The sequence below is a fragment of the Aestuariibaculum scopimerae genome (genome assembly GCF_059428085.1).
Genome location: NZ_CM182089.1, coordinates 1,354,349 through 1,369,633 on the forward strand (window position 1 = coordinate 1,354,349; position 15,285 = coordinate 1,369,633).

Consider the following 15,285-nt stretch of genomic DNA (forward strand, 5'->3'; position numbering starts at 1 on the left):
CTTGTCCCCAATCAGTAAGCCTTTGTCGCAAATTATTTTTTTAACTTAAACCTTAAAATTCCCAACAAAAAAAGCCTTACAATTATAAGGCTTTTATCAAATAAAATATTTTTCTATACTGAAGTCCTATTGCTCTTTTTTGTAAGCTTGGTTTAATGCATCAAGTATTACGGTGGTTAAATCATTTTCATCAGTGCCGTACATAACTGTAGAAGACACATCGCTTGTTCCTAAAATATAGGTGTAACCATTGCTCTTACCATATTCGTTAACAAATGTTTTTACTTTACTAATAACAGAGTCTATTTCTGTTTGAAAAGCTTGTTGCAATTCTTGCTGTTCGTATTGCATTTGTTGTTGCAATTGCTGTTGCTTTTGCTGTAGGCTTCCCATGAGTTCCTGCGCCTTTGTTTGTGATGACCTTTGGGCTGTTTGTTGAGCTTCTTTTACTTCTTGCTGGAATGCTTTTCCTATGCTATCGGCTCTTTTTCTAAAAGCTTCGTCTTTAGTTTGGTATTTTGCTTCAATATCTTTTTTCTCTTGATAATCGTTTACAACAGTACTGTTATTTACAAATCCAATTTTAGCTGGTTTTTGGCATGAGGTTAGTGCCAAGGCTAAAGCAACTACATAAATTATATTTTTCATTTGTTTGTTTTATTAATTCGAACAAATGTAATAAAGTAAAGCATAATTAATATATTATTTAGTTTGATTTTAATATATAATTAAAATTTATGGATTAATATTTTTAAATAATTATTTACTATTGATTGCGCATGGTTTTTAAGCGATTTAACGCTGTAAAAGAAATTGACAAAGGATTTCCCTGCTTTGTCTGCAAAAGCGCTTTATTCGCTTTGTAATTTAATTTTTGGGCTTTTGATGACGTAAATATGTGACGAAGCCTCATTGGTTTTAAAGAAAATGAGATTTGAAATAAAACCAATCATAAAAGCTTTAAATACATTCATGCGTCCACTTTTATATTTTTCTGAAAGCAGGCTAACATAAAAAGCGTCAAAAAACATGGGTTTTATTTTTATAACCTGCAAAGAAACTTTTTGTATCAATTTAGAAATAGAAGCTTTATTAAAATGCCAAAGGTGTCTTGGAACGTCGTAGGCCGCCCAAAATGATTTGTAATGTTGTGCATCATAGCTTTTATAATTGGGAACAGCTATCACCAATACTCCATCGGGTTTTAATAATCTTTTAAAGGTGTGAATTTGTTTGTTTAAATCTGGCAAATGTTCTAGCACATGCCAAAGAGTTATTACATCAAAGGTGGCAGCTTGTAAATTAAAAAGCGTCTCTGTATCATAAACAGCGTTTTGCGTTTTCTTATTGGCAATCGCCCTAGCTTTATGGTTAGGTTCCACTCCTACCACATCCCAATGGTTTTGTTGGGCAACTTGTAAAAAATCGCCTGTACCACATCCTATATCTAAAAGGTGTTTTGTTTCTGTTTGAAACGAATTGATGAGTTTTAATTTCTTTTGAAGTGAAATTTTCCTAACCAAATGATATACGTTTTCAAATAAATTACGTTTAGAATCTGTGTGCGAAATGTAATCTTCGCTTTTATAATAGGCAGCCAATTGGGTTACTGCCGGTTGTGGCACTGTTTCCAAAAAACCATATTCGGGATTATGAATTAGCTCAAATTCTTCGCCTGAAACGGAGTGGTCTTTTACTTTTAAATAGACGTTTTGGATGATGTTTTTTGCCACTTATTTAAAGCGTGATTTTAATAAATTTACAAATGTTCCACGTGGAACTTAAAAATTATCTCCCCATATAAACCAACAAAACTGAAATATCATTTGGTGAAACACCACTAATTCTTGACGCTTGAGAAACCGTTGTTGGCTGTATTTTTTTAAGCTTCTCCCTTGCTTCTAAACTCATGGATTTTATTTGAGAGTAATCAAAATTTTCAGGTATTTTTACATATTCCAACCTGCTAAGTTTATCTGCATTATTCTTTTCTTTTGAAATATATCCAGAGTATTTAACTTGAATCTCAGCCTGCTCAATAATTTCTCTGTCTAAATTGTTACGATTTATATAATCTTCAACAGTATCAAATTTACGCATATCCTCAATAGTAATATTTGGCCTAGAAAAAATCTTAAACATCTTATCAGATTGCTTTATGGGAGATGATTCTTTTGATTCTAAAACTGGATTAGCTACCTCTGGCTTAATGCTCGTTTTGGCAAAAAAACCAACAAACTTTTCAGCTTTATTATGCTTTTCTTCCATTCTACGTAAGCGCTTTTCACTGGCCAAACCTAATTCATAACCCTTGGGTGTTAAACGTAGATCGGCGTTATCTTGCCGCAGCAACGTTCTATATTCGGCCCTTGACGTAAACATTCTATAGGGCTCTTCTGTGCCCTTAGTGATTAAGTCATCTATTAAAACTCCTATATAGGCCTCATCTCTTTTTAAAGTAAATACATCTTTTTGTTGAACCTGTAAACTGGCATTAATCCCCGCCATTATACCTTGCGAAGCAGCTTCTTCATAGCCAGTGGTTCCGTTAATTTGACCAGCAAAATATAACCCTTTTACTAGTTTAGTTTCCAGAGTATGCTTTAATTGCGTTGGCGGAAAATAGTCATATTCGATAGCGTAGCCTGGTCTAAAAAACTTAACATTTTCAAAACCCTTTACAGAACGTAATGCTTTGTACTGTACATCTTCTGGCAGTGAAGTTGAAAACCCATTAACATAAACCTCAACAGTGTTCCAACCTTCTGGCTCAACAAATAATTGGTGCCTGTCTTTTTCTACAAATCGGTTAATTTTATCCTCTATTGATGGACAATATCGTGGCCCAATACTTTTAATACGTCCGTTAAACATGGGCGATCTATCAAATCCCTCTCGCAACAAATCATGCACCGTTTCACTGGTATATGTCATATAACACGAACGTTGATTTTCTAACGGTTTAGTGATGTCTAAATACGAGAACTTCTCGGGATTATCATCTCCGGGTTGTTCTATCATTTTAGAATAATCTAAAGACCTTCCATCTACACGTGGTGGTGTTCCAGTTTTCATTCTCCCAGAATCAAACCCTAATTCCACTAACTGTTCTGTAATTCCTGTTGCGGCTTTTTCGCCTGCTCTTCCCCCTCCAAAGTTTTTGTCACCAATATGTATCAAACCGTTTAAAAAGGTTCCGTTCGTTAAAACAACTGTCTTGGACTTTATTTTAACGCCAAGAGACGTTTTAACGCCAACTACTTTATCTTTCTCTACTATTAAACCAGCCACCATTTCTTGGTAAAAATCAAGATTGGGAGTGCCTTCTAAAAGGAGTCGCCAATCTTCCGCAAAACGCATTCTATCACTCTGCACCCTTGGACTCCACATAGCAGGCCCTTTGGACTTATTAAGCATTTTAAACTGTATAGCTGAAGTGTCTGATACAATACCGCTATAGCCACCCAAAGCATCAATCTCCCTTACTATCTGTCCTTTAGCAATGCCGCCCATAGCCGGATTGCAGGACATTTGTGCTATGTTCTGCAGATTCATTGTAATAAGCAATGTTTTACTACCCATGTTTGCCGCAGCCGCAGCTGCTTCGCTGCCCGCATGGCCTGCACCAACAACTATAACATCATAAACATCGTTAAACATATCACTCTCATCTTACTTGTTCCACGTGGAACATGATTAATTTAAAAATTTTAGTGTGCAAATATACAGCGAAATAGTGGATATTAAGCAATTAGTCGCTTTAGATATAAATCTTCCTTCATTCGCATAAGCTTAGCATCACTATCAAGCTTATCTTTATAACCACAATAATGAAGCACACCATGAACCATAACACGCAGTAATTCTTCCTTAAAAGTTACCTTAAAATCTTTGGCATTATCTGATACACGCTCAATGGATATAAAGATATCTCCTTGTATAATTTTTCCTATTGTGTAATCGAAACTGATAATATCAGTTAAGGTATCATGATTAAGAAATTCGACATTCAATTTATGAAGATAGGCATCATCACAGAATATATAATTGATCTCTTCTAGTTTAAACCCTTCAGATTTAATAACATCTTGAATCCATGTGGCCAACTGTAATTCGTTATCTAATCTAAAATCGCCTTCGTAATTAAAGTTAATCATTGTTGGATTTAAAATAATCTTGGACTTTTCTCTTATAAATTGGGCGCAAAGGTAGTGTTTGTTTGTTTAAAATTTCAGTGTTGTTAAAATATTGCTTGGCGTTTGGAATTTGATTCTTGGTGTTGTTGTTGAAGTTGTTAACATTAGTGTTAGACTCGCGCTTCTCTTCTTCACCTTGTTCAAATGCAGCATTGTCCAACTTAAGTAATTGGTGCTTTAAATCTAACATTTTTTGAAGTGTTTGATTGGTAAAACCTTTGTTAAGCAAATCCAACTCAATATCTTCCATCTTCTTTAGTAAATTATTGCCATTGCCACTCTTACCTTCTTTGGCCAGTTTGTCTTCTAAAGCGTTTCTTAACTCTTGCTGTTTTTGATATATTTCATATAGCAAACCGTTTATACTATCACTGTTGCCATCTCCCTCAGATTCATTACCCTGTTCACCCGGTTGCTTACTTTCTTTGGAATCTTGGCCCTCATCAGACTGCTTTTGCCCTTCCCCTTTCTTTTGGGACTTCCCCTCTTGGTTCTCTTTCATACCCTCTTCCATCATTTTGTTAAGCTGTTCTTGATTCATAATAATATCGGGCAATTGCATATCGCCTTGTCCATTTTTACTGGGAGACATACTTAGCTTATCTTGCATGTTGTCTAAAACATCACTCAAAAAATTAGCTAAATTATTAGCTGCAGTGATAGTAAATTGCTGACTGGAAACACCTTGATATAATTGATTTTCTGCAAACAAATCTAATGCCTTGTCTATATTGTAATAAACATCAGAAATTTCTTTATTTACTTTTTCGGAAAGCTTAGGTTGTCGAAGCGACAGTGCAAACAAACTGTCATCTACATGTTCAAAATGCGCCCTCAAACTGTTTTGTCTTTTTAAATAGCTTGCATACTTATTGTGGTTTTCTTCAATAGATTTAAAGTCATTCATCAATGATTCTTGATCAAATGAGAACAATACCAAATTATCAAGTATCTGTCTGAGCATTTCAACATCTTCCTGCATTTGCTCGCCGCCTGAAGCTTGCATGGTGTTTTGCATTTGCTGACTCATTTTTTTCATCTTTTTAGCCGCATTTTTTTGGCTTTGTTGTGCGTCTTTAAAATTCTGATTATCCTTGTGCTCACTGTCATTATCTTTGGAATCTGGAGTCTTTTCATGCTTCTCCAATAGCTCTGATGCATTATGCTGTTCTTTTTGAATATCGTTTTCTTCTAATTTGTCTTGAGGAATATCAATAGGTTTTTTTAGCGTTTTACTTTCTTTTTTTAAATCCTCTATTTGCTTCTTGAAATCCTCAAATCGTTCATTTAAGCCCTCCTGTTTTTCCTTTTTGTTTTCGTCTTCAGATTTATTTGATAAATCCTCTTGGTCTATCGCAAGCTTCATTAAATCTTCCTTAAGCTTTTCCAGTTTTTTTTCTACATAAAAACGTTTCGTTAATTCCAGCAATTGTTCTAAACTACGTTTTTTGTTTTTGTTTTGCTTGGCCAGCTCTTCTAACCTATTGGCCAATTGCTCTTTATTAATTTGTTCTTGAAGTTTTTTTAGCTCCTCTAGTAATTTCTCATCCTTTTGGAGTTGTGCTTCATTTTCTTTTAAACGCTGTTTTAAATCTTCTTTAAATGGGTCTTCTTTTTTACTATCATCAAAATTATCAATATTCTCTTTGAGTTTTTTATTAAAATTCTTCATCATTTCATCTTGTTGCTTTTGGCGTTCTAAAAATGATTGTAACTTCTTTTTGTCGTTAAAGTTTAGGCTTTGCTTTTCTTTTTGGTTAATTGAAAGTTGTTCTAGTTGTTTATTCTGTTCATCAAAATTTTTTAACGATTTATTCAAATCCTTAATGGTTTTACTCTGCTCTTCCAGACTTTTTTGAACATCTTCCTCTTTGGTGCGTTTTCTGTAATGGAATACGTCGCTTTTGGCGCTTTTGTATTTGTTAACCACGTCATTATCAAATACTTGAAAATAAACAGAATATGGCACACCTGCTTCAATATTTAAATTATTGGGAAACGCATTAATAAACTCTGTTAAATTAGAATTGGAAATATCCAAATCTTGATATTGGGATTTAGATGCATCTTCCGATGGATAATAGACCATCTGTAGTTTACTAAATCCATAATCATCACTTGCTTGTCCATAAAAATAAAGGGTTTGTTTATCTAAACTATCAACCTCCATTTTTAGATTTATTTCTGGATATTCGTCTTTTACAACATCTATTTTAAAAGCTAAGGTTTCGTAATCTTTAAGGTATTTGTTATTGGTACTTAAACTGTAAAACAAATTGTTAAAAAGTTGTTTTGATGCGCTAAATTCATTGTCCTTTTCTAATGAAAAAGCCGTTGTATCATTAGCATATAAATAAACTTGCTCTGTAGATTTTGTTTTTAGTCGCCATGTAACATTAGTGCCCTCTGGAACAACTGCATTTCCTGTACTCTTTAAGACATTACTGGCTTTTTTAGTGTAATTGGGATAATCTAAAACCATTTCAAGGCTCAATAACGAAGGCGCATCAATAACTTTAAGTGTGTATAATTTTGATGTAACGTTATTGGCTTTCAATCTAAAATCAATAGTTGTATTGGGTTGTGAAAACACATACTCAAAGGCCCCTACATCTTTCTGCTTTAAGTAATATGTTTCATTATTAAATGTTATTTGAGCATTTTCTGGAATAATTTCCCCTACGGTTTTAACATCAAGTTTAAAATCCTTATTTTCTACTGTGCTCAAATTATTATTAATAACAAAAAACTGAAATGGCGCAGGGGGTTCGTAAGCTGTTTTAAAGTGTACAACGCGTTTGTAACTATCACTAAACCAGTTGTAGTTGCCTGATAAAAATGTAAGCAGAATAATCAAAACTGGAATAGCGGCATATTTTAAATATTTAAGGTTTTGCTTAAAATTAATAGCCAATTTGAAAGGAATAGGCCTTAGCTCAGTCGATTTTTGCTCAATACTAGCTAAAAGCAACTCCGATTGTGCAGTATTTTCATGGAGCTGTAAAACATTGAGCAGTTTGTCATTAACCTCTGGAAAATGCTTACCAATAATCCTTGAGGCCTCTTTGTAATTAATACCTTTTTGAAGCTTGAAAAGTTTTGCAAGTGGCAAAACAATAAACTTAAAAAGCAAACCAGCCTCAACAACCACAAACAGCCAAAACAATAGGGTCCTGGCTTTGGTGTTAAGCCATAACAAATGTTCTACAAATAACGTAAACAGGAAATATAGCAATCCAATGGCAAAAAATAAAATGGCGCCTTTAAGCAATTCATTAAAATAATATCGCTTTATAAACGCTTCGAGCTTATTTTGTATGTTTTTAAAGTTAAGCAATGCTATGTTTGGTTTATGACTCACTAAACTACAATTTTATTTAGTACAGTGAATATAATAATGTGTTAATTGTATCTTTGCAAACGAATTCTAAAAAAGTTCACAAAATCAGTTTTATTGATAGTTAAAAGTAACATTCAAGAATTAATTTTAAATTAAACCATGACCAATAACGTTCGTGTGCGCTTTGCGCCCAGCCCAACGGGACCGCTTCATATTGGCGGTGTTCGTACCGCATTATTCAATTATCTGTTTGCCAAAAAACACAAAGGAACGTTTGTGCTTAGAATTGAGGATACGGATCAAAACCGCTATGTTGAAGGTGCCGAAGCTTATATTATTGATGCTTTAAATTGGTGTAACATCCCATATGATGAAGGTATTGGTAAAAATGAGACATTTGGGCCCTACAGGCAAAGTGAGCGCAAACATTTATACAAAAAATATGCTGATGAGCTTATTGAGAACGGTCATGCGTACTATGCTTTTGATACAGCCGAAACACTGGATTTTCATAGAAAAGATCACGAGGCCAAAGGAAAAACGTTTATATATAACTGGCACAATAGACTAAAACTAAGCAATTCGCTATCTCTTAGCCCCGATGAAGTAAAAGCCAAATTAGAGGCTGGTGAAGATTATGTTATTCGCTTTAAAAGTCCGAAAGACGAAACCCTACTCCTTAAAGATATTGTTCGTGGCGATATTAAAATAGACACCAATATTTTAGACGACAAGGTCCTGTTTAAAAGTGATGGCATGCCAACCTACCATTTGGCCAATATTGTAGATGATCACTTAATGGAGATAACTCATGTTATTCGTGGTGAAGAATGGTTACCGTCTTTAGCATTGCACTACCAACTTTATAATGCATTTGGCTGGAAAGTGCCACAATTTGCACACTTACCTTTAATATTAAAACCAACCGGCAAGGGAAAACTTAGTAAACGCGATGGCGATAAATTAGGATTTCCTGTATTCCCTTTGCAATGGACTGACCCGAAAACACAAGATGTTTCTAGAGGTTATAAGGAAGACGGCTACTTCTCTGAGGCTATGGTGAACTTTTTAGCATTTTTAGGGTGGAATCCTGGTACTGAACAAGAAATCTTTAGCCTTGATGCCTTAATTGAAGCTTTTGACCTTGAGCGTGTAAATAAATCTGGCGCACGTTTTGACCCCGATAAAATTAAATGGTTTAACCACCATTACATGCAAATGCATCCTAATGAAACATTAGCTGAAATTTTTAAATCCCAACATCCCGAATTATCGAATATTGATAGTGATTATATAAGTCTTGTTGTTGGTATGATAAAAGAACGTGCCACATTTGTAAGCGATTTTTGGGATTTAAGCTATTATTTCTTTATATCGCCCAATGCTTATGATGAAAAAGCTGCTAAAAAAGCATTTAAGGAAGGCGCTAAGGGCATTTTAGAGCAAGTTGCGGCAGTTGTTAGCTCTGTGGACGATTTCACGCCTGAAACGCTTCAAAACACCATCAAGGGCTGGATAACATCCAACAATATTGGATTCGGACAGGTCATGATGCCGCTTCGTTTGTCTCTGGTCGGTGCTTTACAAGGCCCGGACATTTTCGATATTATGTTTATGATTGGTAAGAAAGAAACTGTAAACCGTATAGAAAAAGCCGTTTCAATGATGTAGAAATGGTTTTACTCACGTGTTTTTTAAAATGAAATCATAGCACCAAGAACCAACATGCTTTGGTTGCCTTTAAAACTAGAGTCTCCTCCAGTCGTATCTATCTCCTGCGAGTTTAATTTCTTTAAAGTATTGGTAAACCCATAAATATATTCTGCTTTAAGCTTAATAAACTCATAGCCAAGTGTAGCTCCTATTAAGCCATTAATATTAAACTGGGAAATATTAGTAATATCTGGTGCCAACAAGTTACTATAATTGTTTATATAGTAACCTTCCTGGGATTTGTCCTTTAACTCCAGTTTTCCATTATATTGAAGCATGGGACCTACATCTACGGTAAAATAACTGCCACCAACTTTTATATGACCCAATAAGGCCACTTGGGCGGCAAAAAGCTTATAATCAATAAACTCATCTACGGTACTAATATTAGATGGCCTTGCTGAAATACCAATAGTGCTTTCTGAAAGTTGCATGCCAAAACTTATATTGTACCATCGGTGAGGAATATCGACCGTAGCAGACATGCCTCCTATAAACCCATTACCTTTTGATGTAGTAAAATTATCTGTAGTGATATCAAATTTTGTAATACCACCAAAAATTCCAAAACCATTGGTAATTCTATATTCTTGGGGCTGGGAAAAACTATTTGTAACAAAACCTGCAACAATAGCTACTAATAGAACAGATTGTTTTAAATTCATTTTTAAAATTTATTAGCACCAAATATACTATTATTTTAGTATCTTAATTTTTCTAACTTTTTAAATAAAACATTTATGAGCTTTTTCTTTCCTGTAGTTATCTTTTTAGGATTAATAATCTTAATATCCTCATTCTTTACCGTTAAGCAACAAAGCGCAGCTATTATTGAGCGCTTTGGTAAATTCTTAAGCATTCGCCATTCAGGCTTACAGCTTAAAATCCCATTAATCGATCGTGTTGCTGGCCGTTTAAGTTTAAAAATCCAACAATTGGATGTGATTATTGAAACCAAAACTCTGGATGATGTGTTTGTACGTTTAAAAGTTTCTGTTCAATATAAAGTCATTCAGGACAAAGTTTATGATGCTTTTTATAAACTGGATTATCCGCACGACCAGATTACCAGTTATGTATTTGATGTGGTACGTGCCGAAGTGCCTAAAATGAAACTGGATGATGTATTTGTGAAAAAAGATGATATTGCACTTGCTGTTAAGGCTGAACTTAACGATGCTATGCTGGATTATGGGTTTGATATTATTAAAACTTTAGTTACTGATATTGACCCGGATGCACAGGTGAAATCGGCTATGAACCGTATCAACGCTTCCGAAAGGGAAAAAATAGCGGCCCAGTTTGAAGGGGATGCTGCTCGTATTCTAATTGTAGAAAAAGCGAAGGCCGAAGCTGAAAGCAAGCGTTTGCAGGGACAAGGTATTGCCGACCAGCGTCGTGAGATTGCCCGCGGCTTGGAAGAATCTGTTGAAGTGCTTAATAGGGTCGGAATAAATAGTCAAGAAGCTTCTGCTTTAATTGTGGTTACACAGCATTATGATACGCTTCAATCTTTAGGAGAAGAGACCAATAGCAACCTCATTCTTTTACCCAATGCGCCACAAGCAGGTAGCAATATGCTAAACGATATGGTGGCCAGTTTTGTAGCCAGTAATCAAATTGGCGAAGCGATGAAGGAGGTCAAAAAGAAAAAAGAAGATTAAGCCGTTATTAAAAAAGCCTCATTATGCATGAGGCTTTCCTTTATATTTCTCAATCATAGCATTTAGACTTTCAAGGTAGTCTTCTAAAACCTCATTATTAATTCCTGAACCAACATTATCATTAGGCAAAGTATTTCTTGTTTCGTTTAAATACTTCTGCAATTCAGGATATTGCGCTTCTATTTCCCGTATTTTTTTGGTTATTTTTGTTAATAAGTCTTGTGCAGTATTCATAATAAATCTTGTTTTAGCATAAAATAGTCAAAACACAGCTGTTTTCAAAAAATACAATACTAAATACTTGTTAAACTTTAATCTTTAAAAGGGTGGCGCTCATGCCATTTTTGTTTGGGGTTCATTAAACCAAAAATCTGTTTTAAAATAGCATTTAAAATCCCATTTGTATGTTTTAAATATACAGCCATGGGCACTGCTTTAGCACCTACTGAGCTTTTAATTTCCATAGCGGTCCTTGCATAAACAACATTTAAAAACTTATTGTCTATGGCATATTTGGCCATATTATAAAGCATGTTTAAGTACAATTGGTTGGGATATTGGTGTTCTTTATCATAACCCAAAAAATAGGTTTCTAGGTCCTTACCATTTATTATCAGCGTATAGAATCCAACCAATTCATTATTTAAATAATATCCAAACACCTTAAAATCTTCACCTAAAGTTTCCTTAAGATTAACAAAGTGATTTTCAGGCAATAAAAATGTATTGAATTTAGCATTATTAGAAACATTTAAATACAAATCATGAAGTTTTTCGGTGTGCTTTTGAATAGCCTCTAAGTTTAACTCCATATTTTTAATCTTCCCAAGCTTTTTCTTGGCCCGTTTATACCTGTCTCTATACTTTTTATTCAAATTAGCTACATAATCATCAAACGACACCCAATTAGACTTTATCTTCATAATCATATTAGGCTGCACCGAGACCTTATACAGCCTATGTGTATTAAAAAAATCGGTCTCTAAATGTATCGGATCATCCATAAAATAATCCTTGAACATAATGGCACGAATCTTCTTATTTTGTTGAGCCTTTATCATGGTTTTAATGGCCAATGAAGCCTCATAAACCAAATTTAAGTAAGAGGTTTGTGTTATTTCCTCTTTTTGAAAATATATACCATGCTGCCCTGTGTGCGTTAGGTTACCAACAACTAGAATATTCCCTTTTAAAATTTTAGAAACCGTATCTTTTATAAATTCTTTAATGCACGATATGCTAGTATCTCTAAACATATCCTTTAAATACAGTTGTACCCGCTGTACTATAGCAACACCAACCAATTGGTCGTTACTTAAAATTCCAATATAATACCACTGTATGTTACTTGGTGAAGCTGCTTCTAAAGCCCTAAGATATTTTGTTTGTAACAATATATCATGCCCAACCAAAATATCCCATGTTGGTGGTAACTTGTTAACAGCGTTGTAAATATGATATGTTTTCAATACTAAAAATAAAAAAAGACCGAAGTTAAACCCCTCAGTCTTTAATTATGTTAAAAAATTACAAAATATTATTTCCATCCACAAATAATGGCTCCCATAACAGCTAAAGTAACAATCCAGTAACCACTGTTTATTAGAATATATTTTGCGCTTTTACGCTCAAATAATGCATTGGTGCCAATAATTGGCAACGCAATAAAAATACCCGCTAGGATACCATGAAAAGCACCGTGTTTAAAGGTTCTAAAGGCTTCGCCATAATCACTCATAAAAGCATTATACGATGGCAATGCATTGGCGGCATCGCCCCCTACCATACTTAATGCTCCCATTTGATGAATTACAACACTTTGTAATATAAAGGCCAATAAAAAAGCAAATAACAGAGCCATTCCAAAAATCTTGGCCATATTACCCCCTTTAATCTGCTCTTCTGTCATGCCAGCGGCTTTCATCCAAGCGTTTCCAAAAACTTTTGGGTTATACCAAATAAACCCAACAACTAAAGCTGATACTGCTGCAGCTACAATTGCTAAAAAATTAAATTCCATAATAATTTTAGTTATAGTTAGAAGTTAAATATAATTAAAATTATGATACCTTTCTATCTAATAGCTTAACTGTCAGAGCTAAAACAATAATTTAGCCTGGGCTATTTATAAACATTTATGCCTTGGTCGAAGGTACGGCGAAGCTATAGTCAACAAAAAGACTCTCTTAGTATTTAAAATATATTAAATGGTATTAGCTTCTTCTACTAAAATATCATTTTTATCTTCTAAGGCTTTAGCAACAAATTCCTCGATATAATTATCTTTTTTCAATCCTGCCTCTAAAAGCACTTTCAACGCGATCATCGTAGCTATTCGCGTACCTACTTTTTTTACGGCAGTATTAAACAAAGGCTGTAGTTCTTCGTATGTAATATTGCTGGCCAATTGCTTTATCTCTTCTTTTACTTTAAGTTGCTTAGGCTCAGGTAAATTTGTATACTTTTTCCCAAGTTGCTGAATCACATCAATGGCCTTGCGTTTAGGCTGTGCTATATTTCCCTTAGGCTTTTGTACATTGTTTTGGGCTTGGGTATCTTTTTTTTGCTTGGCCCAAGTATCGCGCAATCCTACTGTTTTATTAAAAACTAAGTGCTGGGATGTGGAATTTTTATCAACGTTAAAATACCCTAATCGTTGAAATTGAAACCTGTCTCCTACTTTGGCATCCAACAAGCTGGGTTCAACAAAAGCCTCTCTTATCTTTAAGGATTCTGGATTTAAAAATTCCAAAAAGTCTTTATCTTGGTAGCTATCTGGCGCTTCATCCATAAACAAGCGGTCATATTCTCTAACCTCGGCTTTAAGGGCGTGCTTAATAGATACCCAATGCAGCGTACCTTTTACTTTCTTAGACGTGTCTTTAGAATATGTTGCATGTATTTCTTGAATAGTACCTTTATCGTCCTTAAGCACACGGTTGGCCTTAATAATATAAGCATTTTTAAGTCGGACCTCTCCACCTAGCTTTAACCTAAAGAACTTACTGCCCGCTTGCTCTTTAAAATCTTCTCGTTCTATATACAGTTCTCGGGAAAAAGGAACTTTTCTAAAGCCAGCACCATCATCTTCCTGATTATTCTCTGCATCCAACCACTCCTCTTTGCCTTCAGGGTAATTAGTGATTATCAATTTAACGGGATTCAAAACCGCCATAACCCTTGGAGCTGTTTTATTCAAATCTTCCCGAATGCAAAACTCCAAAAGCGATACATCTATAACATTATCGCGTTTTGCAACCCCAACGGTTTCCACAAACTTTCTTAACGCATTGGGCGTATAGCCTCTACGGCGTAAACCTGAAATGGTTGGCATTCGTGGATCATCCCAACCAGCTACTACCTTATCGTTAACCAATTGTAGCAGTTTACGCTTACTCATAATTGTATAACTAAGGTTTAAGCGTGCAAACTCCCGTTGCTTTGGCCTAACAAGATTAGGGTCTACAACTTGATCGAGAAACCAATCATATAATTCTCTATGTGGCTTAAATTCTAAAGAACATAAGGAATGTGAAATTTGTTCAATATAATCGCTTTCACCATGTGTCCAATCATACATAGGGTAAATACACCAGGTATTGGCTGTTCTATGGTGATACTTTTTCAAAATACGATACATAATAGGGTCACGCATCAACATATTGGGGTGTTTCATGTCTATTTTTGCACGAAGTATGTGGGCGCCTTCTTCAAATTCACCGTTTTTCATACGCTCAAACAAATCTAGGTTCTCTTCTACGCTCCTGTTCCTGTAGGGGCCATCAACGCCTGGTTGTGTGGGAGTCCCCTTTTGTTCTGCCATAGCCTCACTGGATTGTGAATCTACGTAAGCTTTGCCTTCTTTTATTAAAAGAACGGCCCAATCGTATAATTGCTGAAAGTAATCTGAAGAGAATAATTCCTTATCCCATTTATATCCCAACCAAGCCACATCTTCTTTAATGGCATCTACATACTCTTGTTCTTCCTTTGCTGGGTTGGTATCATCAAAACGCAAATTAACGGGGGCATTGTATTTTTCACCTAAACCAAAGCTTATTCCAATAGCTTTTGTGTGGCCTATATGTAAATACCCATTGGGTTCTGGAGGAAATCTAAATCTTAAGTGCTTTTTTGGCATCCCATTGGCCAAATCGTTTTCAATAATTTGCTCTAAAAAATTGAGCGATTTTGCATCACTGTTCATATAGGTTTAAATGATTTTTGCAAAATTACGCAAAATAGATTTATAAAGTTTATCGGATAAATTTTTATAAAAGCTTTTATCTCTTGTTAATAACGTCAAAAAAACTTGTCAGATTGAAAAAAAAAGTTAACTTTACACCGTTGAAACGTTTGTTTTTATCGATGA

General features: G+C 34.7%; 12 protein-coding genes. 2 read left to right on the plus strand and 10 right to left on the minus strand.

The window, feature by feature from the left end:
• Positions 1-126: 126 nt before the first annotated feature.
• From AC5SR4_RS06035 to AC5SR4_RS06055, 5 genes are all read right to left on the minus strand, one after another.
• Positions 127-648 (minus strand): OmpH/Skp family outer membrane protein, encoded by a 522-nt coding sequence (locus AC5SR4_RS06035; RefSeq protein WP_495358636.1) that lies wholly within the window; start codon positions 646-648, stop codon positions 127-129.
• 203 nt (positions 649-851) lie between these two features.
• A complete protein-coding gene (locus tag AC5SR4_RS06040) occupies positions 852-1,733 on the minus strand; it encodes a class I SAM-dependent methyltransferase (protein WP_495358637.1) in 882 nt (293 codons plus the stop codon).
• Between the two features lie 55 nt (positions 1,734-1,788).
• Entirely contained in the window at positions 1,789-3,660 is a 1,872-nt protein-coding gene (gene mnmG / locus AC5SR4_RS06045) for a tRNA uridine-5-carboxymethylaminomethyl(34) synthesis enzyme MnmG (RefSeq protein WP_495358638.1), read from the minus strand.
• Between the two features lie 83 nt (positions 3,661-3,743).
• Positions 3,744-4,157 (minus strand): rRNA maturation RNase YbeY, encoded by a 414-nt coding sequence (ybeY, locus tag AC5SR4_RS06050; RefSeq protein WP_495358639.1) that lies wholly within the window; start codon positions 4,155-4,157, stop codon positions 3,744-3,746.
• Positions 4,150-7,557: a DUF4175 family protein gene (locus AC5SR4_RS06055; RefSeq protein WP_495358640.1), complete on the minus strand. Its 3,408-nt coding sequence runs from the start codon at positions 7,555-7,557 to the stop codon at positions 4,150-4,152. The genes ybeY and AC5SR4_RS06055 overlap by 8 nt, the downstream gene beginning before the upstream one ends.
• Positions 7,558-7,695: 138 nt before the next feature.
• On the opposite strand from AC5SR4_RS06055, the gene gltX reads away from it, so the two are divergent.
• Positions 7,696-9,207, plus strand: a complete 1,512-nt coding sequence (gene gltX, locus AC5SR4_RS06060; RefSeq protein WP_495358641.1) for a glutamate--tRNA ligase — start codon at positions 7,696-7,698, stop codon at positions 9,205-9,207.
• A 23-nt stretch (positions 9,208-9,230) separates the two neighbouring features.
• On the opposite strand, the gene AC5SR4_RS06065 is transcribed toward gltX, so the two are convergent.
• Positions 9,231-9,914 (minus strand): hypothetical protein, encoded by a 684-nt coding sequence (locus tag AC5SR4_RS06065; protein WP_495358642.1) that lies wholly within the window; start codon positions 9,912-9,914, stop codon positions 9,231-9,233.
• 75 nt (positions 9,915-9,989) lie between these two features.
• Between AC5SR4_RS06065 and AC5SR4_RS06070 the strand changes: the two genes are divergently transcribed.
• Positions 9,990-10,913, plus strand: coding sequence for an SPFH domain-containing protein (locus tag AC5SR4_RS06070; protein WP_495358643.1), 924 nt, complete (start codon positions 9,990-9,992; stop codon positions 10,911-10,913).
• Between the two features lie 21 nt (positions 10,914-10,934).
• Here the strand turns inward: AC5SR4_RS06070 and AC5SR4_RS06075 are convergent, their stop codons facing one another.
• The 4 genes from AC5SR4_RS06075 to AC5SR4_RS06090 form a co-directional block, all read right to left on the minus strand.
• Positions 10,935-11,147 carry a hypothetical protein gene (locus AC5SR4_RS06075; RefSeq protein ID WP_495358644.1) on the minus strand — a complete coding sequence of 71 codons (213 nt, stop codon included), beginning with the start codon at positions 11,145-11,147 and terminating at the stop codon, positions 10,935-10,937.
• 77 nt (positions 11,148-11,224) lie between these two features.
• Positions 11,225-12,382: a GNAT family protein gene (locus AC5SR4_RS06080; RefSeq protein ID WP_495358645.1), complete on the minus strand. Its 1,158-nt coding sequence runs from the start codon at positions 12,380-12,382 to the stop codon at positions 11,225-11,227.
• Positions 12,383-12,450: 68 nt separating this feature from the next.
• Positions 12,451-12,933: a DUF1761 domain-containing protein gene (locus tag AC5SR4_RS06085; RefSeq protein WP_495358646.1), complete on the minus strand. Its 483-nt coding sequence runs from the start codon at positions 12,931-12,933 to the stop codon at positions 12,451-12,453.
• 183 nt (positions 12,934-13,116) lie between these two features.
• On the minus strand, positions 13,117-15,120 hold the full coding sequence (locus AC5SR4_RS06090) for a glutamine--tRNA ligase/YqeY domain fusion protein (protein ID WP_495358647.1): 2,004 nt from the start codon (positions 15,118-15,120) through the stop codon (positions 13,117-13,119).
• Between the last annotated feature and the right edge of the window lie 165 nt (positions 15,121-15,285).